Source organism: Hohaiivirga grylli (genome assembly GCF_039655745.1).
GTDB classification, from domain to species: domain Bacteria; phylum Pseudomonadota; class Alphaproteobacteria; order Rhizobiales; family Beijerinckiaceae; genus Hohaiivirga; species Hohaiivirga grylli.
Genome location: NZ_JBBYXI010000003.1, coordinates 378,759 through 401,494, shown reverse-complemented (window position 1 = coordinate 401,494; position 22,736 = coordinate 378,759). Strand labels below are relative to the sequence as shown.

The following is a 22,736-nucleotide window of genomic DNA, read 5'->3' as shown; positions in this document are numbered from 1 at the left end:
GCCCTTGTTTTTTATTAAGGTTCAGTTGATATCATACCTGCATAAAAATATTTCAGATACGGACAGATGAGATGAGTGAAGACGCCGACAAAAACAGGGAAATAGAAGCAGGTCGCAAATTATTTGCCGGCCCCTCTGACTTCTTCTGGGGTGGAGCCTCTCTCGGCGGCCTTCCTCCAATCGAGCGAATTGAGATTGCATTTGCAGGGCGCTCAAATGTAGGAAAATCCAGTCTCGTGAATGCTCTTACCGGTCGTAAGACGTTGGCCAGAACCTCCCATACACCCGGGCGAACACAAGAGCTGAACTTCTTTAACATCAATAATGCATTCAATCTGGTTGATATGCCCGGTTATGGTTACGCCGCAGCGGGTAAGGAAAAAGTCGCAACCTGGACAAAACTTATCCATGATTATCTACGCGGTCGGGCAAGCCTGGTACGTGTACTGGTTTTAATAGATTCCCGGCATGGGTTTAAACCTATTGATCTTGAGGTTCTTGATGGCCTTGATAAAGCCGCCGTTTCCTATCAAATCGTTTTGACCAAAATTGACGAACTGAAAAAAGGCGAGCTTGAAAAGTGCGTTGAAAGCGTCCAACAAGCACTGAGTAAGCGCCCCGCGGCCTATCCGGAGGTCATGATGACTTCCAGCCGCAAAGGGCTTGGAATCGCTGAACTGCGTGCCAGTATTGCGAAGCTGGTAAGTGAAAGGTCAACGACACAATGAATATTCAAGATCGTCTGCTTCTGATAATCGCAGGTCTGTTTGGTGTCATAGGCGTCTCTCTCGCCTCACTGGCAGCTCATATGGCTGACATTGACACGGGCCGTTTGGCAACGGCTGCAAATATTATGCTCTTTCATACCCCGGCAATCATTGCTGTCGCCATCATTGCCCACATTGATATGGCTTCAAAAGTCATTTCCCGTCTGGCTGGATGGTTTTTTGTTGCAGGCATTATGCTTTTCGCTGGCGATCTCTGCATGCGCGTTTTTGTTTACGACAGACTTTTTGCAAATGCTGCACCAACAGGTGGCTTCCTGATTATCGGAGGTTGGTTATTGGTTTCAATAGCAGCTATTTTTGCTCAAAAGCGAACAGACTAAAGCCTGATCAATTCGTCTTTTGCCTCAGAAAAATCTGAGATAAGCTATGTAATCATTTCCGGAAAATGGAAACAATCATGAGCGACACAACTTCTGTACAAGACAAGAATTCTCTTCCCAACGTCCATGTTCAGGCTGAAATTCTCGTTCAGGCCCTTCCCCATATGCAGCGATATGATCAGGAAGTTGTCGTCGTAAAATACGGCGGACACGCTATGGGCGATGCCGATGCGGCCAAGGATTTTGCAGAAGATATTGTTCTGATGGAACAAGCAGGCCTTAAGCCAATCATTGTTCACGGTGGTGGCCCCCAGATTGGCAAGATGCTTGAAAAGCTTGGCATCAAATCTGAATTCGCAGGTGGCTTGCGTGTTACCGATAAGGCAACCGTTGAAATCGTTGAGATGGTACTGGCGGGCTCAATCAATAAACAGATTGTTGGCTGGATTTCAGCTGAAGGCGGAAAAGCTATCGGTCTGTGCGGCAAAGACGGCAACATGGTCAAGGCCCGCAAATTGACCCGTACAACGATTGATCCGGATTCCAACATTGAAAAGGTTATTGATCTTGGCTTTGTTGGTGAACCAGAAAAGGTCAACCGCGCTATTCTCGATTCTGTTCTTGGAGCAGAACTGATACCTGTCATCGCCCCGGTTGCAGGAAGTCATGACGGGCAGACATATAACGTCAACGCAGATACCTTTGCAGGTGCCATTGCCGGTTCTATGGGGGCAAAACGCCTGCTGTTGCTAACTGATGTTCCGGGCGTTCTGGACAAGAACAAAAACCTGATTCCGGAACTGACCATTGATGACTGCCGTCGTCTCATTGCAGATGGCACGATTACAGATGGTATGATTCCAAAAATCGAGACCTGCATTTACGCTCTTGAACAGGGCGTGGAAGCAGTTGTTATCCTTGACGGCAAGGTTCCTCATTCTGTTCTGCTCGAGCTTTTCACAGACCATGGTGCCGGTACCCTGATCCGCCGATAATTGAATTTCATCATTTCTTTTTAAATCCGGTCAGTTTTCTGATCGGATTTTTTTATTGTTTTAAGAGTGGGTTATAGGCCAGTCGGCTTATTTTTCTAAGACTTTAGGCCAAGAATTCGGCTTTTGTAGCGCTATGATTTGTTGCCAGTTATGGCAAAAGACAATCCAGAAAGTTGAACTCCCCTAACTTCAGGAGCACTTTATGGATATCCGCAATAATGTTTTCATAATTACAGGCGGAGCATCGGGGCTCGGCGCCGCAACAGCAGAAATGATTGTTGCCCAAGGTGGCAAGGTTATTCTGGCTGACGTCAATCAGGATGCCGGTGAAAAGAAAGCTACTGATCTTGGCAGCACTGCAAAATTCATCAAGACCGATGTCACAAGTGAAGAGAGCGCAATAGCCACATTCGCTGCAGCTCAGACAATGGGACCTTTAGGCGGCCTGATCAACTGCGCCGGCATTGCACCTGGTGAGAAGGTTCTTGGCAAAGAAGGCCCTCATCGGCTGTCCACATTTGCCAACTGCATCAACATCAACCTTGTAGGCAGTTTCAATATGATCCGCCTTGCTGCTGAGGTCATGCAGAACAATGAACCAAATGCAAATGGGGAGCGCGGCGTTATCATTAATACCGCTTCAATTGCAGCCTTCGAAGGACAGCTGGGCCAGGCAGCCTATTCTGCCTCCAAAGGTGGCATTGTCGGCATGATGCTGCCAATCGCGCGCGAATTAGCCCGTTATGGCATCCGTGTTATGACCATTGCACCAGGCATCATGGAAACACCGATGCTGCTGGGCATGCCTCAGGAAATACAGGATGCCTTGGGTAAAATGGTTCCGTTTCCTGCCCGTCTTGGCAAACCGGCAGAATACGCCGCTCTGGCTGAGCAGATCATCACAAACAGCTATCTGAACGGCGAAGTCATTCGTCTTGATGGGGCTATCCGGATGCAGCCCAAGTGATATAGTTCAGTATCATCAATAGAACAAAACGAGAGATGAAGATGTCTAAAGATCCAGTTGTAATCGTATCAGCAGCACGTACCCCTATGGGCGGCATGATGGGGGACCTCTCCAGCCTGTCCGGACCAGAGCTGGGCGGCATCGCCATCAAGGCAGCTGTTGAACGCGCCAAAATCAAACCTGAGCTCATTCAGGAAGTGATTATGGGTTGTATTCTGCCCGCTGGTACACGTCAGGCTCCTGCCCGTCAGGCAGCTCTGAACGCTGGCCTTGCCATGTCTGCAACATGTACCACAATCAATAAGGCCTGTGGTTCCGGCATGAAGGCCGCCATGTTCGCCAATGACCTTCTCTCCGTGGGCACGAATGATGTCATGGTTGCTGGTGGCATGGAATCCATGTCCAATGCCCCCTATCTCGTTCTTAAAGGACGTGGTGGTTATCGCCTTGGACATTCCCAGCTGATCGACCACATGTTCTATGATGCTCTTGAAGATGCATACTTCCCAGAAACCAAAGGCCGTCTGATGGGCACCTTTGCGGAAGATTGCGCAAAAATGTACGAATTCACCCGTGAAGAGCAGGATAATTTCGCAATTACCTCAACAACACGCGCTCAGAAAGCCATTGAAGACGGGTCTTTCGACTGGGAAGTCGTGCCTGTTGCGGTCTCCAGTCGTAAGGGTGAAATTCTCGTCAAGCAAGATGAACAGCCACCAAAAGCCAAGCTTGATAAGATTTCATCCCTGAAGCCAGCATTCAGTAAGGATGGAACGGTTACAGCGGCTAACTCCAGCTCAATTTCAGACGGTGCAGCAGCCCTTGTTATGATGCGCCGCTCAGTTGCAGAGAAACTTGGTCTGAAGCCACTGGCAACAGTTGTCAGCCATGCCTCCAATTCCATGGAACCGCGTTATTTCCCGATCGCACCAATTGGTGCCACCAAAGCTCTGCTTGAAAAAACGGGCTGGAGTACAAACGATGTTGATCTCTGGGAAATCAACGAAGCTTTCGCCGTCGTGACAATGGCTGCCATGCGCGATCTCAAACTTGATCATGAGAAAGTCAATATCCATGGCGGGGCTTGCGCACTCGGCCACCCGGTTGGTGCATCCGGCGCGCGTATCATCACCACTCTGCTTGGCGCATTGCGTAAGACAGGTGGCAAGCGCGGTGTTGCAGCCATCTGTATCGGTGGTGGTGAGGCAACCGCGATTGCAGTTGAAATGGAATAATAACTTTACCGCCCCTGTCCCCTGATTGGGGCGGTTTTACTATCTGAATACAGGAGGAGCCTTTGTTACTCACAGCCGAACAGGAAATGATCCGCGATTCCATGCGATCCTTTGTCCAGGAAAACATCGCTCCTTTTGCTGCTGAATGGAGCAAAAATCACACCTTTCCGGCTGATGCGCTTAAAGAGCTCGGCGCTCTCGGCGCTCTTGGAATGACAATCCCGGAAGAATGGGGTGGTGCTGGTCTTGATTACATGTCGCTTGTTCTGACATTGGAAGAAATTGCCGCCGGTGATGGTGCAACCTCAACCATTGTTTCTGTCCAGAACTCTCTGGCCTGTGGCATCCCATATAAATATGGCTCTGATGCCCAAAAGGAAGAATGGCTGAAACCTCTAGCCCGCGGCGAGATTATTGGCTGCTTCTGCCTGACAGAACCTCATACCGGCTCCGATGCCTCTGCATTGAAAACAACAGCCGAGCGCGATGGTGATTTCTGGATACTGAACGGAACCAAGCAGTTTATTACCTCGGGTAAAAATTCCGCAGTTGCCGTCGTCTTTGCCGTTACCAATAAAGCGGCCGGCAAAAAGGGCATCTCCTGCTTTCTCGTTCCAACCAATACACCGGGCTATATTGTTTCCCGTATTGAAGAGAAGATGGGACAGGCTCCGTCTGATACCGCTGAAATCATCTTTGACAATTGCCGCATCCCTGCTTCTGCCATGCTTGGTCAGGAAGGTGAAGGCTACAAAATCGCTCTTTCCAACCTTGAAGCTGGCCGCATCGGTATTGCAGCTCAGTCTGTCGGGATGGCACGTGCTGCATTTGAAGCCGCTCTCAAATACTCCAAGGAACGTCAGACATTCGGACAGCCGATTATCAACCATCAGGCTGTCAATTTCAGATTGGCCGATATGGCAACCCAGATTGATGCCGCACGTCTGATGGTCTGGCGGGCTGCCCAGCTTAAGGATGCTGGCCTGCCCTGCCTGAAAGAGGCTTCCATGGCCAAGATGTTTGCATCTGAAATCGCCGAAAAGGTTTGCTCGGATGCCGTCCAGATTCATGGCGGTTATGGCTATGTATCTGATTTCCCTGTCGAGCGTATCTACCGTGATGTCAGGGTTTGTCAGATTTATGAGGGAGCAAACGATATCCAGCGGATGGTCATCGGCAGGGCACTGGCAGCAGAATAAAAACCAGGCGCCAGTAATCAGCTGAAACGTATCTTTCGAATGTTGGAGGGAACATGTTTTCATTCAAAGAAGAGTATAAAACCAAACTGAAAGCGGCAGACGAAGCAGTCAAACTGGTTCAGAATGGTGATGTCATTGTTGTTCCGACGGGTTGTGGGGAACCCCCTACTCTTCTGACAGCCTTATCCGAGCAGCGCCATCAGTTTAAAGATGTCAAAGTCTCACAAATTCTTCCACTCAGAAAATTTGGTTACTTTGACAAAGAGACCTCCCAGAATGTCCGCCCTTATGCGTATTTTCTGGGTGGGCCGTCCCGCCCGATCATTCAGGAAGGCTTTGGGGACTACATTCCCCATTACTTCGGAGAACTGCCAGACCTGATCCGCCGGAAATACATCAAGACAGACGTCGTTTTCTCTCTTGCCTCACCGATGGATGAACATGGCTATTTCTCACTGAGCATCGGTACAGACTACACCCTAGATGCAGCCAAGAACGCCCGTGCTGTTGTCCTCGAAGTCAATCCGAATGTGCCATATGCTTTCGGCAACAACCAGATACATATCTCTCAGGTTGCAGCCGTCGTTGAAAATGATGATCCGCTGATTGAAGTCGGTCTGCCCGAGATTGGGCCAATCCAGAAGGAAATCGGGAAGCTGATTGCTGACATGATTCCAGATGGCGCAACACTCCAGATTGGGTACGGCTCCATTCCAGATGCTGTGGTCATGCAGCTTAATCAGAAGAATGATCTTGGCATTCATACCGAAATGGTCGGCGACGGTATTCTGTCGATGATTGAAAGCGGTGTCGTTAACAACAAGAACAAGAACTACCTCCCCGGCAAGATGGTCGCGACCTTTGCTCTGGGCTCGAACAAGCTGTTCAAATACATGCACCGCAACCCGCAGATTGAAATGCATCCGGTGGATTTCACCAATGATCCGTATCTCGCCGGGTTGAATGATAACCTTATTGCAATCAACTCAACTATGCAGATTGATTTTGTGGGTCAGTGTGGTTCTGAAAGTCAGGGCTTCAAGCCTTATTCCGGTACCGGCGGCCAGAGTGACTTTATGCGGGCAGCCAATCGTTCCAAGGGCGGCAAGGGTATTATCTGTATGCCCTCTACGGCCAAGAATGATACCATCTCACGTATTGCTCCGGTTCTCTCACCCGGCACACATGTGACAACCAGCAAGAACGACATCAACTATGTCGTGACGGAATATGGTGTTGCTCAGTTACGCGGTAAATCAGCTCATGAGAGGACCCGTGAGCTGATTGCCATTGCTCATCCGAAGTTCCGCGATGAACTTAAGGATGAAGCAAAGAAAATGGGCCTCTGGTAGGCTTCAGATATCCTCTGATGAAAGGCCGGTATTAACCGGCCTTTCTGCTTTTCAAGCGTGTGCTGTCAAATCCTGATGACATGCCAGGCTACTCTTGCTAAGCATAGCTCTCGTTAGTCAGAAAAAACGGAAACATAAAACTGATGTCATACACTGATCTTGCTTCCACTATTGAAGCTGCATGGGAAAACCGTGCTGAAATCAACGCCGCAACCAAGGGCGAAACCCGCGATGCCGTTGAAAACGCCCTTAACCTTCTCGACAGCGGCAAAGCCCGTGTTGCTGAGAAAGAAGCTGGCGAGTGGAAAGTCAATCAATGGCTGAAGAAAGCCGTTCTGCTATCCTTCCGTCTCAATGACATGGGCCTGATCAGCGGCAGCTCCGGTGGCGGTTCATGGTGGGATAAGGTTCCATCCAAGTTTGAAGGCTGGGGCGAGGAAGAATTCCGCTCTGCCGGTTTCCGCGCCGTTCCAAACTGTGTGGTCCGTCGCAGTGCCTTTATTGCGCCCGGTGCCGTCCTGATGCCATCCTTCGTTAACCTCGGTGCCTATGTTGATGAAGGCACAATGGTCGATACATGGACAACCGTTGGCTCCTGCGCCCAGATCGGCAAGAACTGCCATCTCTCTGGTGGCGTTGGCATTGGTGGCGTTCTTGAGCCTTTACAAGCTGGCCCGGTTATCATTGAAGACAACTGCTTCATCGGTGCCCGTTCAGAAGTCGCTGAAGGCGTTATCATTGGTGAAGGTGCCGTACTCTCCATGGGCGTTTACATCGGCGCTTCCACCAAGATCATTGATCGCGAGACGGGCGAAGTCTTCAAGGGCCGCGTGCCTCCTTACTCCGTCGTGGTTTCCGGTTCGCTTCCGGGCAAGCCTCTGCCTGATGGCACACCGGGCCCATCGCTCTACTGCGCCGTCATCGTGAAGCGCGTCGATGCCCAGACACGCTCCAAGACAAGCATCAACGATCTGCTGCGCGACTAAACCTTATTCTCTGGAAAAGCCGGCTGATAATGGCCGGCTTTTTTATTTTGGAGCCTTCGATGTCCATCCCCTCTCCGCTTGATCTTCTGGCCAGCCTCATTAAGTGCCCGTCCGTCACCCCGAATGAAGGTGGTGCACTCAGCTTACTTGAGAGCATTCTAAAACCTGCGGGTTTTGAAGTTCATCGTCCCGTCTTCTCGGATACCAACACCCCGGATGTCGAAAACTTCTATGCCCGTTATGGCAAAAACGCACCCTTCCTCCTGTTTGCCGGGCACACCGATGTTGTCCCTCCGGGCGATCTGGCGGCATGGAAACATGATCCGTTCAGCGCAACGATTGAAAACGGTGAAATCTACGGCCGTGGTGCAACCGATATGAAGGGCGGCATTGCCTGTATGGTTGTGGCGGCCCTACGCTTCATCAAAAACAACCCTGACTTCAAAGGCTCCATCGGCTTTCTGATCACGGGTGATGAAGAAGATGTTGCCATCAACGGCACGGTCAAACTCCTAAAATGGGCGCAGGAGCGCGGCGAGAACTTCGACTACTGCATCCTTGGCGAGCCAACCAACCCTGACAAACTCGGCGACATGATCAAGATCGGCCGTCGAGGTTCTCTCAGTGGCAAGCTCACAGTACATGGCAAACAGGGCCATGTCGGTTACCCTGATCTCGCTCATAATCCGGTACCGGATATGATGAAGCTGCTTGAAGCCCTGCTTGCCAAGCCACTTGATCAGGGCAGCACGCATTTCAGCCATTCAAATCTTGAAGTCACCACAGTGGATACCGGAAACCCGGCCACCAATGTTATTCCGGCAAATATCAAGGCTGCTTTCAATATCCGCTTCAATGATCTATGGACATTCGACACCTTGCAGCAGGAGCTCCGCCAGAGGCTTGAGAGCGTTGCTGACGGCAGAATATCCTATACGTTGGATTTTGTACCAAGCAATGCCCCATCCTTCCTGACGCAGCCTGACGACTTCGTGAAGCAACTCCAGAATGTCATTCAATCCGTTACAGGCGCCATGCCCATCCTCTCCACCACGGGCGGCACATCCGATGCCCGGTTCATCAAGGATTACTGCCCCGTGATTGAATTCGGCGGCATTGGCAAAACCATGCATCAGGTCAATGAGAGTATGCCAATTGCTGATATCGAGCCTCTCACCAATATCTACGAGAAAATGGCAGAGGCTTTCTTTGCCAGCCACTAAAGTAAAAGCCCCTCAATAGAGGGGCTTTTTTGTTATTCATCCTGTGGTTTGAAATCGAGCGCCACGCCATTGATACAGTAGCGCAGCCCCGTTGGTGGCGGCCCATCCGGAAAAACGTGTCCAAGGTGAGAGCCACAGCGTGAACAATGCACCTCAGTGCGATGCATGCCATAGCTGCGGTCTTCCGTGGTTCCAATGGCACCCGGTTCCGGCACCTGAAAACTCGGCCAGCCCGTGCCACTCTCGAATTTGCCATGGGACGCAAATAGTGCCTGCCCGCAGCCTGCACAATAGAAAGTACCAGCCCGCTTCTCATGATTAAGCGCACAGCTCCCCGGCCGCTCCGTGCCATGCTCACGCATCACCGCATATTGCTCATCTGTCAGAATATGACGCCACTCTTCTTCTGTATGGGTTACAGGAAACATCTCTTCCTCCCGTTTGATCTCTTCCCCTTATATAAGCCAGCAGAGATCAGATTAAACCCAAGCACCTTTTCTTTTACGAAATGCACACTCCAGACCGTACCAAAAATTTCCGACAACAAAAAATATACGGTATTTTTCAAAAACTAGCCGCTGGGGGCTGGACAGCACTCATCAGCTTTGTTACACGCTCACATCGCGGAAATATTCCGCCAGCCGAAACGGCTTTTGGGTGTGTAGCTCAGTTGGTAGAGCAGCTGACTCTTAATCAGCGGGTCCAAGGTTCGAATCCTTGCACACCCACCAAATTCCAAGCTGAAAAATATTACTATATAATATGTTAAAACATATTCTCTCATAAAAATTGCAGACAATTTATTTCTATTAGATCTAAATTTTTTAGATAAGATTTTCTACTTTGTACTAAATAGTTTTGGAACAAATCGCACATCGTTACGTTTCCTATAAAGAGCTTTTACTAAAGGAGAGAACTTATGGGACGCGGGATTCTGCTCTGGCTTTTAGGCGTACCAATACCAATCATTATTATTCTATACCTTTTCTTTTTACGCTAGATAAGGATGGGAGAGGAAGTTTACGTTTCATGTTACCAGCCTCTCCTCTCAGATTTATTATTTACAGATAATCAGACACTTGGCATTACGAGAAAAAGTATTTTGCTTTCATTTTGTCACTAATGATATATGAGCCCCTGCGCCCTATCTCTATTTCCTAAGACAGGCATATCCGGATAAGCTCATGCGCTACATTATCTTGATCCTTTCTACGATCAGCCTCTTCTCCCTCAACGCTTCCGCCCTCCCTTCTCAGGATGTGCCGCCTATCAGCGCTGAGGCCTCAGAGCGGTTCACGATCAGCCAGTATGATATTGCCACTGCGGTTGACAGCTATCGCATCTACCTCGCCATCCCGAAAACAGCAGCGCCGGATAAGGGATACCCAGCTCTCTATCTGCTGGATGCCAATCTGCAGTTTCCGATGACGGTGAATGCCTATAAGCCTGAGAACGGGCCTGCTCCGGTAATTGTGGGGATTGGGTATAAGGGCGATGGGGTAAATTTTACGCCAGACCGGACGCGTGATTATACAGTGCCTGCAACGGGAGAAGATTATAAGGAAGGCGGGAAGAGCCCGGCTTTCTATCATTTCATCGAAGATCAGGTTAAGCCTCTGGTTGCCGAAAAGGTGAAAACAGACCCAAAGCGCCAGACGTTGCTTGGGCATTCGTTTGGTGGGCTTTTCACACTGCATGTCATCTTCAACCATCCGGAAGCCTTTACGCGCTATGTTGCTGTCAGCCCGGCGTTATGGTGGGGGAAAGGTATTGTCATCCCGAATGACCTGAGTTTACCCAAAGCTATGCCTGAAAAGATTATCATTACGGTTGGTTCTATCGAAGAAATCCCCGATATGAGCAAGCTGCCGGATGACCCGGTTGCCCGCAAGCGCATTGAGCTTCGCCGTCAGGGGCCTAAAATCCGGGATATTGCAAAGAAGCTGCAGGATGGAGGCTGGCCTGTTGCGTTTTTCAGTGACCCGGGCAAAAACCACACCACCATCATCCCGGATGCCATTGATGAGGCATTGAAGCTGGCCGTAAAGTAAGCACTTCCGGCATCCAGTATATTCCTGATCAACAGAAGCTCGGGTCGCCTTGTTTAAACACGCGGCAACCTGAGCCTTGAAATAAAATCACAGTCCTGATTTTACGATGCCCGCTTTGTATATTGCTCGTCTGTCACCTGCTCCATCCAGCCCACCACTTTACCATCCAGTGCTTCAGCAATAGCAATATGGCTCATGGCCGTATCAGGTCTGGCCCCATGCCAGTGCTTCTCTCCGGGTGGAAACCAGATGATATCACCTGCATGGATTTCCTCAATTGGCCCTCCAAAACGTTGCGCCAGACCACTGCCGGAAACAACAATCAGGAGCTGGCCTAAAGGATGTGTATGCCATGCGGTACGGGCGCCGGGTTCAAAGGTAACGGTTGCCCCACCCAGACGTGAGCTCTCCGTCCCGCTAAACGGGGCATCAAGGCGCACGGAACCGGTAAAATACTCTGATGAACCCTTACTTGAGGGCTGAGAACCATTTCTTCTGATTTCCATTTTTGTTTCTTCCTACATTATGGAGCTATCGGCCTAATGTAGGGCACAATGGATTATCGCATTAGATGGTTCTGGCAACATGCACATATGAGCATAACTCATAAATAAAAATCCCCTTCAAAGCGATGCTTGAAGGGGATTTCAAAGCTTACTGAGAAAATATCTTATTCTGTCTTTGGATTTTCTTTCACAAACAGCATTGCGACAATACCAATGACTGTTACGAAAGCTGCAAAATAGAAGCCATCATTCAGGCTGCCACCGGGGCGTTCTGCCAACCAGCCCGTTACAACAGGTGCCAGAGTAGATGAAGCCATTCCAAAGAAGTTATAGAGACCAAAAGCCGTGCTTAAAGAAGCTTTTGGCGCATTATCCGCAACCAGCGCAACCAATACTGGGTTGAGCGCAATCTTACCAATCATGCCGTAGAGAACGAGCACAGCGATAAGAACCGTCGTGGATTCAGAAGCAACAATACCCCAGATAGCCAAGAGTGACAGTGGCATCATGCACAGTACAACCGGCTTTCTAAGACCAAGCTTATCCGAGATATAGCTACAGAGAATTGTACCTATGATCGCAATCCAAGGAACGATAGAGGTATAACCAGATGCTTCAACCATGGTCATGCCACGGACTTTGTTCAGGTAATACGGCAGCCATGTGATGATGACAAAGAAGCCGTAAATCGAACAGAAAATCGTAACATAAGCCAGAACAAGGTTACGGTTTTTGAACAGATCCCAGAAACTGAAATCAGCCTTTTCTGCAGCCTGCTTGCTCTTTTCAGCAGCATTCACCTCATAGGCGTTCTCACGAACAAAGAACAACATTGCCAAAGCAATCAGGAAGATTGGAATAGCAATGGCCCAGAAAGGAGCCTTCCAGGAGAAATGGTACGTTTCAACCATGACGCTCGAAAGAAACAGGCCAAACGAAATACCAAAGGACATGCCACAGTTAATGATGGCACTGCCAAGTGTAATCCACTTTTTCGGAATTGCTTCAGATGAAAGGGCAAACTGTGGGCCGTAATAACTACCCTGCGCAGCGCCGACGATCATCCAGAGGATAAGAAACATAGCAAATGTTGTCGACAGGCTGACGGCTGCAATGGCTGCTGCAAAAAGCATAAAGCCAGGAACCAGAACCTTCTTGCGCCCAATGATATCGCCGAGAATTCCCGATGGAACCTGCAAAATTGTATAGGTCAGGAAAAACAGACTCATGATCATGCCGAGCTGTGTTTTGCTGAGGCTAAACTCCTGCTCAATATGCGGCATAACAGGACTAAGAACCAGACGCCCCGCATAGAGCGCAATCCAACCGAAGAAGAAAATTGCAACAACACGCCACCAATAGGGGATTAACTCTTTCCGCGCTTTTTCTGCCATTGTTCTACCCTCATTTATAAATGATCCCGGATTCATTGCCCGAGCATGTTTTTATGATACGTTTTGTATTAAAGTTGCGAAGGAATATTTGCTTCTCGCAAACAAACTGTAAAATCATCGCCTTATAGATAAGTTTTTTTCAAAAATGCCGTGGCTTTTTAATAGGTCAAACAGAAACAGGTTCGGAGATTCCGGACCTATCAGTCTGCTTCATAAATCATTCTTATGAGTCGGCGGGAGCTTCTCTATACTCTTCATGATAGATTGCCGTATGGAATGTCCCATCTTCCCGGATAAACCCGCGATACATGCCAGAACAGTTAAACGGCAGGGCAATGTTTCTCTTTGGATCAACAGCGATAATCCCGCCAGAACCACCTATTGGCCCAAGAATATCTAAAACCAGTTCATCAGATGCCTGTTGAAGAGTTTGACGTCCCCAACGCATCCGCGAAGAGATCTCCTGCCCGACAGCATGCCGAATAAAAAACTCTCCATGCCCTGTAGCAGACACAGCACAGCCCTGATCATCAGCCCAGGTTCCCGCACCTATGACAGGTGTATCACCTACACGCCCCGGTTTCTTGGCTGTCATTCCACCTGTCGATGTTGCAGCAGCGACATGACCTCGGACATCACAGGCCACAGCGCCAACCGTGCCGTGCTTACGGCTTTCATCGCCATCATCCGGCAGGTTTTCAGCCCGGCGCTGTAATTCATTCTGAAGGGCATCCCAACGCGCCTGCGTATAAAACCACTCTGGATCAACAAACTCTAACCCGGCTTCATGACAGAACTCTGTGGCACCTTCCCCCGCAAAGAAGACGTGTTCAGACTGCTCCATAACCGCTTTGGCTGCCAATACCGGATTACGGGGGCCGCAGATACCTGTGATAGCCCCTGCCCGCTTTTGCGCACCTTCCATGATGGCCGCATCCATTTCATGCTGGCCGGCACTGTTAAAGACAGCCCCACGTCCCGCATTAAACAGCGGGTCTTCCTCAAGCTGTACGACAGCAGCCGCAACGGCATCAACAGCTGAGCCATCCTGTTTAAGAACTTTATAGCCAGCATCCAATGCCTGCCTCAGACCTGCATGATAGGCATCTTCTTTCTCCGGGCTCATCAATGCCTTATTGATTGTTCCTGCACCACCATGGATGGCCAGTACAAAACCAGTATCATCAGACATCATCATGTCCCTTCCTGAAGCAATCAACGTAAGAATGAAGAAAGAGCCGAAACGGTATTTACCCAGCGAATGGCATCTTCAATGCTTTCAGTATTAAAGATAACAGTCAGTGCATCTTTCCGTTTTGCACCCGGAATGATCGCCGTCAGATCCGCTAGAGCAGGACTGGACATTGTCAGGGCAAGTTCAAAGGGTGGCTGTAAAACAAAAGGCGTCATAGCACCAAGGTCAGACAGGGCACGAATGGCTCCGTCACGAATAGCATTTCTGGCAACTTCAAGAGGCAAATTGGCAGCGGCACGATTGCCAATTGCCTTCTTCGTCTCAACCATCACGGCCTGCGGAAACAATATGCTGTTCTCGGCAAGACAAAGATCATCACCCGACATCAGGACAACCGGGACGCCAATAGAACCGGCATACGCTCCATAAAGCCCCGCCTCACCATAGCTGACACCATTCAGAGCGATATCCTTGAAGGCAAAACCATTTGTCGTATGGGCCAGCACACCATAAGAACTGGCGCGGGTATGAAAACCGATACAGAAAACCGCATCAAAAGATGCATCCAGACCTTCAAACATATTGAGAGGCTTTGGTTTTCCGAGAATAAAATGAGCCTCAGGGTTGAGCAGTTCAGGGATGAGATTGACCATCGGGCCATGGGCATCATTGACCAGTATCTCGGTCGCGCCCTTGCGCAATGCGCCATCAATGGCGGCATTGACCTCTTCAGTCATCAGACGCCGGGCACGCTCATATTCAGGATTACCGGGACGCGTCTGCTCCGGGATAACAACCCCCGCACAACCTTCAATATCAGCAGATATGTAGACCTTCATTTTTCAGCCCCGTTATTTAAAAGCCATTCTGCCAGTGATGGACGATGGTTCTTGCCACGTCCTGTCATTGGTTCAGCCGCACACATGGCATTCAACACAGCTTCCTGTGTTCCCTCAGCGGCAGCCTGAAACAGAATATCAATACAAGCCTCATTCAGCACTTCAGCCGATATGATTTCCCGCTTTTCATCATGCCGAATACGGTTTGCAGTTGAGAAAGCCAGCGCAATATCACCGCTCCCATTCCCCCAGAACGATCCCAGTCGGGCAAGCCCTGCCCCACTCCGACGGGCCACACGGCGTAACTGGCGATGATCCAGCGGAATGTCCGTTGCCAGAATGATGATGACCGACCCCCGTTCCGGCTCTTTAATACTATCAGGAACAGCGCGACGGCCATCAGGTAAAACAAGATCACCAGCCCGGCCAAAGTTCGCCTGAACCAGCACACCAAGATGAAACACCTGCCCATCAAGCTTAATCTGGCGGGAAGAGTTGCCAATACCACCCTTAAAGCCAAAGCAGCTCATGCCATTTCCGGCACCGACATTACCCTGCACAACAGGGGCACTGCTGGCACGAAGCAGTGCCTCACTGGCATGGTCTTCAGTAATAGCCATAGACTGAATATCGCTGAGCCAGCCGTCATTACATTCCATCACGACAGGATTAACCGTTCCTGTTGTGCGGCCAATATCAGGATTTTCCTCTATGGCTCTACGGATTAATGCTGTCGCACATGCTGACACACCAAAGGTATTTGTCAGCAGAATGGGCGTCTCTAGCGTCCCAAGTTCATTAACCTGCATCAGACCAACGCTTTTCCCAAAGCCATTGATCACTTCAGCAGCGGCAACAATCTTCTGGCGAAACAGGTTACCCGGTTGCGGAATAACCGCTGTCACGCCGGTATGCACATCACCAGCGTTTACAGTACAATGACCAACAGAAACTCCGGGCACATCTGTGATTGTATTAAACGCACCCGGCTCTAGTGTTCCGCACAGTAGCCCAAAGTCTCTGGCCAGTTCAGGCATTGGTTCAATCCTGCTTCAGTTTGGGATCCAGTGCATCACGTAAACCATCACCAAGAAGGTTAAACGCCAGCACGGTCACGAAAATGGCCAACCCCGGATAGAGCGCAAGATGCGGCTCTGTCTCAATATAAGTACGCCCTGCAGCAAGCATCGCCCCCCACTCAGGGCTTGGCGGCTGCGCACCAAGACCAATAAAGCTCAGACTGGCAGCCGTCAGAATGGCAGTACCGATACGCATCGAGAAATAGACGATAACGCTTGGCAAGGTTCCCGGCAGAATATGGCGTAGCATCAGAAGATTGTTACTGACCCCAATAGCGCGTGCCGCATCCACATACACACTCTGCTTGATTGCCAGCGTACTGCCACGAACCAGACGTGCAAATACCGGAATTGAGAAGACAGCAACTGCATAGATCACGTTATCAACGCCCGGCCCGAGAATACTGATGACAGCAATCGCCAGAACAATGCCCGGAAATGCCAGAAGCACATCGCAGATACGCATAATCAGGTTATCAATCCACCCGCCATAAAAGCCACTGATCAGCCCGAGAGCGATACCAACGAGACCACCAATCGTGACCGATAGAAATCCAACGGCCAGTGAAATGCGGGCCCCAAAGATGATACGGCTGAAAATATCCCGCCCATAATCATCCGTCCCTGCCCAATGCGCCCATGATGGCGGCATCGTAATGGCATCATAGTCAGGTGTATCAAGTCCATAGGGCGCAATGAAATCTGCAAAGATTGCGACGAGTACTAAAACAACCAGAAACAGCCCGGCAGCAAGTGCAATCTTCTGCTTGCAGAAGCGGCGCCAGAATTCGCGCAACGGACTACGAACTTTCTCAGCCCGACGGCCTGAAACTTCAACTTGAGATAGCGTACTCATTTGTAACGTATCTCCGGATTAGCAACGGCATAAAGCACGTCAACAATAAGATTAATCAGGATGAACTCCAGAGACAGCATCAAAATCAGTGCCTGAATTGCTGGATAATCACGATAAGAAACAGAGTCGATCAGATAACGGCCAATCCCCGGCCAGCTGAAGACACTCTCAACGACAATAGAACCGCCCAGCAAAAAGCCGAACTGAAGGCCAAGCATTGTAATGACCGGAATCAGAGCATTACGCAGGGTATGCTTCCAGATAATTCCCTGACTGGGAACACCTTTTGCACGCGCCGTACGAATATAATCTTCCCGGAAAATCTCGATAAAGGCAGAGCGGGTAAAGCGCGCCATAACGGCCGCGACACCCAAGCCCAATGTAAATGATGGCATGATATAATGCTGCCAGGTGCCATAACCACTTGTCGGCAACCAGCCCAAACGGACAGAAAAAAAGCTCATCAGCATTAGGCCAACCCAGAATGCGGGCATGGAAATACCTGAAACGGCAACCGTCATTCCAAGATAATCAGGCCATTTGTTTCGCCGTACTGCAGAGACAACACCAATCAGCAGACCAATAACTGTCGACCATGCCATGGCAAAAACAGTAAGCCAGAGTGTGGGCATAAACCGGCTGCCAATTTCTTCAGAGACAGGACGCTTTGTGCGGATTGATCGTCCAAAGTCTCCCTGAAAGGCTCCGGCCATAAATCGGAAATACTGAGAAATAACCGGTTGGTCGAGACCAAGATCCTGCCGAACCAGTTCAACGTCAGATGGCGCCGCATCCGGCCCAGCTGCAATACGTGCAGGATCACCCGGCAGAAGCCGGACAAAGCCGAAAACGACGACTGAAATAACCAGCAATACCGGTATGATACCGATGATGCGCTTGATCAGATATTGCAGCATTAAAACTTATCTCCGGGAACCGGGGCCCGAAAAGCCCCGGCCCGTTATATCAGGAATTACTTGAATTCAACTTCATCAAGCTGGAAACCACGATCGGCCATCAGGACAAAACCTTCAAGGTTTTTAGCCTTACCAGCGAGATTGCGATCAACACCCAAGAAAATCCACGGTGCATCCTGCTGGATTTCCTTCTGAACGATGGCGTAAAGCTCAGCGCGCTTGTTGTTGTCAGCAGTCCCAACAGCAGCTTCAAGAGCTTCATCTACCTTCGGGTTCATGTAATAGGCAGCATTAAACAGCTTTGGTGGGAAGCCCTTGCCCCAGAACAGAGGACGCAGAGCCCAGTCTGTGTCACCAGTTGAGGCAGACCAACCGCCATACATCATCTGAACCGTTGCTTCTTCCGGTGTCTGGGCACTCCAGACTTTGCTGCTCAGCACGCCAGATTCAAGCTGCTGAACTTTCAGCTTTACGCCAACCTGTGCAAACTGCTGCTGCAGAAACTGAATGGCACGACCAGCCGCCGTATTATTACCGGCGACGATCTCTGCATCAAAACCGTCCGGATAACCTGCTTCTGCCAGAAGTTCCTTAGCCTTCTTAGCGTCATAGGTATAAACTTCCTGCTTCACATGGTACTGCATGATTGAAGGAAGAACAGAGTCAGATGGCGTACAGAAGCCATTGAAAACAACCTTACAGAAAGCTTCCTTATTGACGGCATAGTTCAGGGCCTGACGCACCTTCACATTATCAAAAGGCTTCTTCTTTGTGTTCATGCTGGCGAACCATTCGACAATGGAAGGCTCATTAATGACAGACAGCGTCTTGTCATTCTCAATCTGTCGAACCATTTCGGTAGGCAGAGGAACGACAACCTGTGCCTCACCTGTCTTCAACATGGCAAGGCGTGCACCACTTTCAGGAACGGTACGGAAAATAACGCCATCAACCTTTGGCAGGCCTGGCTTCCAATAGTTCTCGTTCTTAACAACTTCCATCACGTCACCGTTCCAATTCTTGAACTTGAACGGGCCTGTACCAACCGGATGACGGGAGATTTCCTTGCCATATTGCTTGAGCGCAGCCGGACTGATCATCACAGCACCAGCATGGGCAAGGTTATTGACCAGAGCACCAAACGGCTCTTTCAGAACCAGCTTGATTGTATACGTGTCAATGATTTCAACCTTATTAACCATCGAAACAAGGCTGTTACGCTTCAGACGGTTTTCCGGGTTAGCAACACGCTCAATATTGATCTTCGCTGCTTCCGCATTGAAATCTGTACCATCGTGGAACTTAACACCCTTACGAAGATAAAAGGTGTATTCCGTCGAGGCATCATTGACTTCAAACTTCTCAGCCAGAATTGGGTAAATCTTCATTTGCCCATCAAGACCAAAAAGCCCCTGATAAATCGTGCGAGCAGCCGAATGAGACAACGTTTCATTCACGTCTGCCGGGTCAAGACCAACGATATTTTCCTGAACGGCAACAGTTAGAGTCTTTGCAAATGCTAACCCCGGAAGGGCCATAACAACAGAGACAGCCCCTGCTGCAAGACCATATTTAATATTCTTAAGCATGCTAAGTTCTTCCTTATGAAAAGTCCCCCACCTTATGGCGGGCAACAAAATGGTCTGTACCAACCTGAATGAGCGGCTCAACAAGAGGCTCATCGCCGATCAGGCGCATTGGGCTGGGAATTTCACCTTCAAGCATCTTCATATCCCGGCTACGCTGAGCTGGATCAGCAACCGGAACAGCAGCCATCAATCGACGGGTATAAGGATGCTGAGGATTTTGGAAAATTTCCTGTCTCGGACCAATCTCAACGATCTGTCCAAGATACATGACAGCAACGCGATGACTGATACGCTCGACAACCGCCATATCATGGGAAATGAACAGATAGCCAAGCTGTTGTTCACGCTGCAAATCCATCAGAAGGTTAACGATCTGGGCCTGAATGGAGACATCAAGAGCAGCAACAGCTTCATCCGCAATAATCAGCTTTGGATTGGAAGCAAGCGCTCGGGCAATGCAAATACGTTGCCTTTGTCCACCAGAGAACTCATGCGGATAGCGCTTGGCGTGCTCAGACTTCAGACCAACCTTTTCAAGAAGCTCTGCAACACGGTTCTCAATATCAACACCGTTTGCAAGGCCATGGGTGATCAAAGGTTCTGCAATTGAAAATCCAATTGTCAAACGTGGATTAAGTGAAGCAAACGGATCCTGAAATACATACTGGATTTTCTGGCGCATCTTGCGCCTTTCCACTTCACTCAGCCTACCCAGCTCTTGCCCGGCAAACTGTATATTGCCGGACGAGGCCCGCAAAAGCTGCATGATGGCACGGCCCGTCGTGGACTTGCCACAACCGGATTCTCCAACCAGCGCCAATGTTTCTCCCGGCTGCAAAGAGAAATTCACCTTCTCAACAGCATGGATATTCCCAGCCAGGCGCCCAAAGATACCCCGGTAAACGCCAAACCGAACAACCAGATCTTTAACCTCCAGCAAAGGAGCTGAAACATGATCAACAGTATTCTGAATAGTGCTGTGTGTCTGGGTACGGGTGGCCTCTTCGGTGTCATCAACCTTCAGAAGATCAAACTTCACCGGAAGTGGTTGATCCGTCAGGCTGCCAAGTTTCGGAACAGCTGATAAAAGTGCCTTTGTATAAGGATGCTTAGGGGTTGCAAAAATCTGCTCAACAGCCCCCTCTTCAACCTTCTCTCCGCGATACATCACAACAACACGGTCCGCCACTTCCGCAACAACGCCCATGTCATGGGTGATGAACATCACAGCCATTCCCATTTCCTGCTGCAGTTGTCTGATCAGACGGAGGATTTGGGCCTGTATTGTCACATCAAGAGCCGTTGTCGGCTCATCAGCAATCAGCAAACTTGGACGGCAGGATAACGCCATTGCAATCATCACACGCTGGCGCATACCACCTGAGAGTTGGTGAGGATGGCGATCCATCAGCTTAGCTGCATCCGGAATACGAACTTTCTGCAACATCTGCAGAGCTTCTTGTCGCGCTTCTTTCTTATTCTTGCCCTGATGAAGCATAACGGCTTCGGCAATCTGGTCACCAATCGTAAACACCGGATTGAGTGATGTCATGGGCTCCTGAAAAATCATGGCAATTTCATTACCACGCATGGAACGTAGACTTTCAGGTGCTTCCTGAGCCAGATCCTTTACTTGACCATTTCGCGTATGAAACTTGATTGAACCGTCTGCAATTTTTCCACCTGCATAGTCAATCAGGCGCATAATGCTGAGAGATGTTACCGACTTACCGGAACCAGATTCACCAACAACGGCAACTGTCTCACCAGGTGCAATCTGGAAATCAAGCCCTTTAACGGCTGTAAATATCCCATCCTCACTACTGAACTGAACAGTAAGGCCCCGAACATCAATAAGCGGGTCTTTTCCCATTGTTTGCATCAACAAAAATCCAGACTTTCCCAGCAACCCTTAAAGCATAAAGGCTTACCCGATACCTAAAAAGCGACTAAACCCTTAATTAAGATCACAAAAATTTATCTTGAATTGTTTATTCATAGAACGAAAGAACCAGACTTCCCACAAAAAAAGTCACGATATCACACCTGTAAATTACCTTACACAGGAGAGATATCTTCAAACATCATAATGGAATAATTATATTTAAATTCAACGTACAAGAGCAAAATCAAACAAAAAACAAGCCCAGCAATAGAATATTTTTTCAATGAAAAGACGCAAAAATATCAAATTCAAGCTACTATTCATTTTATAATTAAAATAAATAGTCATCATATGAAAAATGCATGACTTTTACTTTGCGAGACGGAAAATGAAAAAAATTTATATGGCTGCACTAGCCCTCATCTTATCCTTCTCTCCATCATTTGCTGCAACAGAATGGGGGAAATTTAAAGGTGAGCCAAGAGGTCTCACCCTCACACTGGAGGGGAAAAAAGCAGAAAACCTTCTGAAAGTAGTATCTAATCTTCCATGGATTTCCGATGGAAAGGATGCTCCTAAACAAAAATACCTCTATGTTCTTTATCAGCCGACATGTTCATATAGTCAGGCTCTCTTCAAAGAAACACGGAAGATTACAGCGCAATCCGACATTCAAATTCGTTGGATTCCTATTAGTCCGGATGGCTCATTAAATAGCCTTTATGAGAACCGTAACGTAGAGACGCTGAAAGAAGCATTTGAAAACCAGCAAATTCCTTATGTGAAGGATACCAAAAAATCAGCCAACATTAATGCTTATGCGTTAAGCGGCCTGACACTTATGCTTTATGCCAAACACTTTTCACCGGATGGCAATCTCTATTTTCCAACCATGATTTACGGAAACTCGGAAAAAACCTTCGTAACCATTGGTCCGGCAAAAGACATGAAGAAGCTTCTTGATAGCATTCCTGAAACAGAGAGTACTAAAATTCCTGAAGCAATCAGTCTGGGCGCAACGAAGCCGGAGCTGACCAAGATCAAACCAATTGAAAACTATAAGAACGAGAGCGGTAAAAGAGTAGCAATTCGTTTATATCCGGATAAAAACGCAGCCGACATTGGTGGCTTACTTCCAGGCGATGAATGGCCGCAGCCAACAAACAGTGTCTCAAAGAATGGCTTCATTGCCTTCCAAATCTCCACTCAAGGGTCATATATGTTCATTGAGGATGAAGAGTTTGTGAAAAGAGCCCTTGCTGAAAAATAGTGACCCGTAAAAATATTTTCATCTCAGGACATTTGCCCTCTTGATGTCCTGAGAAGGCATAATAAACTACCCAGATATAAAAATTGGTAC

Annotated in this window: 21 protein-coding genes and 1 tRNA gene; 12 read left to right on the top strand and 10 right to left on the bottom strand. The window is 49.0% G+C overall.

Going from position 1 to position 22,736, the window contains the following annotated elements; translation table 11 throughout:
- Nucleotides 1-71 precede the first annotated feature (71 nt).
- The 9 genes from yihA (at nt 72) to dapE (ending at nt 9,065) form a co-directional block, all read left to right on the top strand.
- A complete protein-coding gene (yihA, locus tag WJT86_RS09985; RefSeq protein WP_346337416.1) occupies nt 72-728 on the top strand; it encodes a ribosome biogenesis GTP-binding protein YihA/YsxC in 657 nt (218 codons plus the stop codon).
- On the top strand, nt 725-1,108 hold the full coding sequence (locus WJT86_RS09980; protein WP_346337415.1) for a DUF423 domain-containing protein: 384 nt from the start codon (nt 725-727) through the stop codon (nt 1,106-1,108). Before yihA ends, WJT86_RS09980 begins: the two co-directional genes overlap by 4 nt.
- Nucleotides 1,109-1,185: 77 nt before the next feature.
- Entirely contained in the window at nt 1,186-2,103 is a 918-nt protein-coding gene (gene argB / locus WJT86_RS09975) for an acetylglutamate kinase (protein ID WP_346337414.1), read from the top strand.
- Nucleotides 2,104-2,305: 202 nt separating this feature from the next.
- Complete coding sequence (locus tag WJT86_RS09970) at nt 2,306-3,070, top strand: 3-hydroxyacyl-CoA dehydrogenase (protein WP_346337413.1); 765 nt, start codon at nt 2,306-2,308, stop codon at nt 3,068-3,070.
- A 41-nt stretch (nt 3,071-3,111) separates the two neighbouring features.
- Nucleotides 3,112-4,305: an acetyl-CoA C-acyltransferase gene (locus WJT86_RS09965; RefSeq protein WP_346337412.1), complete on the top strand. Its 1,194-nt coding sequence runs from the start codon at nt 3,112-3,114 to the stop codon at nt 4,303-4,305.
- Between the two features lie 62 nt (nt 4,306-4,367).
- Nucleotides 4,368-5,504, top strand: a complete 1,137-nt coding sequence (locus WJT86_RS09960) for an acyl-CoA dehydrogenase (protein ID WP_346337411.1) — start codon at nt 4,368-4,370, stop codon at nt 5,502-5,504.
- 53 nt (nt 5,505-5,557) lie between these two features.
- Nucleotides 5,558-6,856, top strand: a complete 1,299-nt coding sequence (locus tag WJT86_RS09955; RefSeq protein WP_346337410.1) for an acetyl-CoA hydrolase/transferase family protein — start codon at nt 5,558-5,560, stop codon at nt 6,854-6,856.
- 143 nt (nt 6,857-6,999) lie between these two features.
- Nucleotides 7,000-7,842 carry a 2,3,4,5-tetrahydropyridine-2,6-dicarboxylate N-succinyltransferase gene (dapD, locus tag WJT86_RS09950; protein WP_346337409.1) on the top strand — a complete coding sequence of 281 codons (843 nt, stop codon included), beginning with the start codon at nt 7,000-7,002 and terminating at the stop codon, nt 7,840-7,842.
- Nucleotides 7,843-7,901: 59 nt separating this feature from the next.
- Nucleotides 7,902-9,065 carry a succinyl-diaminopimelate desuccinylase gene (dapE, locus tag WJT86_RS09945; RefSeq protein ID WP_346337408.1) on the top strand — a complete coding sequence of 388 codons (1,164 nt, stop codon included), beginning with the start codon at nt 7,902-7,904 and terminating at the stop codon, nt 9,063-9,065.
- A gap of 32 nt (nt 9,066-9,097) precedes the next feature.
- Here the strand turns inward: dapE and msrB are convergent, their stop codons facing one another.
- Entirely contained in the window at nt 9,098-9,493 is a 396-nt protein-coding gene (gene msrB / locus WJT86_RS09940; RefSeq protein WP_346337407.1) for a peptide-methionine (R)-S-oxide reductase MsrB, read from the bottom strand.
- A gap of 227 nt (nt 9,494-9,720) precedes the next feature.
- Here msrB and WJT86_RS09935 point away from each other — a divergent pair.
- Together WJT86_RS09935 and WJT86_RS09930 are read left to right on the top strand one after the other, a co-directional pair.
- A tRNA-Lys gene (locus WJT86_RS09935) sits at nt 9,721-9,796 on the top strand.
- Nucleotides 9,797-10,249: 453 nt separating this feature from the next.
- Nucleotides 10,250-11,116 carry an alpha/beta hydrolase gene (locus WJT86_RS09930; RefSeq protein WP_346337406.1) on the top strand — a complete coding sequence of 289 codons (867 nt, stop codon included), beginning with the start codon at nt 10,250-10,252 and terminating at the stop codon, nt 11,114-11,116.
- A 101-nt stretch (nt 11,117-11,217) separates the two neighbouring features.
- On the opposite strand, the gene WJT86_RS09925 is transcribed toward WJT86_RS09930, so the two are convergent.
- The 9 genes from WJT86_RS09925 to WJT86_RS09885 form a co-directional block, all read right to left on the bottom strand.
- Complete coding sequence (locus WJT86_RS09925; protein WP_346337405.1) at nt 11,218-11,622, bottom strand: (R)-mandelonitrile lyase; 405 nt, start codon at nt 11,620-11,622, stop codon at nt 11,218-11,220.
- A gap of 164 nt (nt 11,623-11,786) precedes the next feature.
- Entirely contained in the window at nt 11,787-13,016 is a 1,230-nt protein-coding gene (locus WJT86_RS09920; protein ID WP_346337404.1) for an MFS transporter, read from the bottom strand.
- Between the two features lie 223 nt (nt 13,017-13,239).
- Nucleotides 13,240-14,214: an isoaspartyl peptidase/L-asparaginase family protein gene (locus WJT86_RS09915; protein WP_407066943.1), complete on the bottom strand. Its 975-nt coding sequence runs from the start codon at nt 14,212-14,214 to the stop codon at nt 13,240-13,242.
- Between the two features lie 17 nt (nt 14,215-14,231).
- Nucleotides 14,232-15,050, bottom strand: coding sequence for a M55 family metallopeptidase (locus WJT86_RS09910; protein WP_346337403.1), 819 nt, complete (start codon nt 15,048-15,050; stop codon nt 14,232-14,234).
- Entirely contained in the window at nt 15,047-16,087 is a 1,041-nt protein-coding gene (locus tag WJT86_RS09905; protein WP_346337402.1) for a DmpA family aminopeptidase, read from the bottom strand. The genes WJT86_RS09910 and WJT86_RS09905 overlap by 4 nt, the downstream gene beginning before the upstream one ends.
- Nucleotides 16,088-16,091: 4 nt before the next feature.
- On the bottom strand, nt 16,092-16,985 hold the full coding sequence (locus WJT86_RS09900; protein ID WP_346337401.1) for an ABC transporter permease subunit: 894 nt from the start codon (nt 16,983-16,985) through the stop codon (nt 16,092-16,094).
- Nucleotides 16,982-17,902, bottom strand: coding sequence for a glutathione ABC transporter permease GsiC (gsiC, locus tag WJT86_RS09895; RefSeq protein ID WP_346337400.1), 921 nt, complete (start codon nt 17,900-17,902; stop codon nt 16,982-16,984). Before gsiC ends, WJT86_RS09900 begins: the two co-directional genes overlap by 4 nt.
- A 56-nt stretch (nt 17,903-17,958) precedes the next feature.
- Nucleotides 17,959-19,491 carry a glutathione ABC transporter substrate-binding protein gene (locus WJT86_RS09890; RefSeq protein ID WP_346337399.1) on the bottom strand — a complete coding sequence of 511 codons (1,533 nt, stop codon included), beginning with the start codon at nt 19,489-19,491 and terminating at the stop codon, nt 17,959-17,961.
- A 13-nt stretch (nt 19,492-19,504) separates the two neighbouring features.
- Nucleotides 19,505-21,364: an ABC transporter ATP-binding protein gene (locus WJT86_RS09885; RefSeq protein WP_407066953.1), complete on the bottom strand. Its 1,860-nt coding sequence runs from the start codon at nt 21,362-21,364 to the stop codon at nt 19,505-19,507.
- 400 nt (nt 21,365-21,764) lie between these two features.
- Between WJT86_RS09885 and WJT86_RS09880 the strand changes: the two genes are divergently transcribed.
- On the top strand, nt 21,765-22,646 hold the full coding sequence (locus WJT86_RS09880; RefSeq protein ID WP_346337397.1) for a thioredoxin domain-containing protein: 882 nt from the start codon (nt 21,765-21,767) through the stop codon (nt 22,644-22,646).
- The last annotated feature ends 90 nt before the right edge of the window (nt 22,647-22,736 follow it).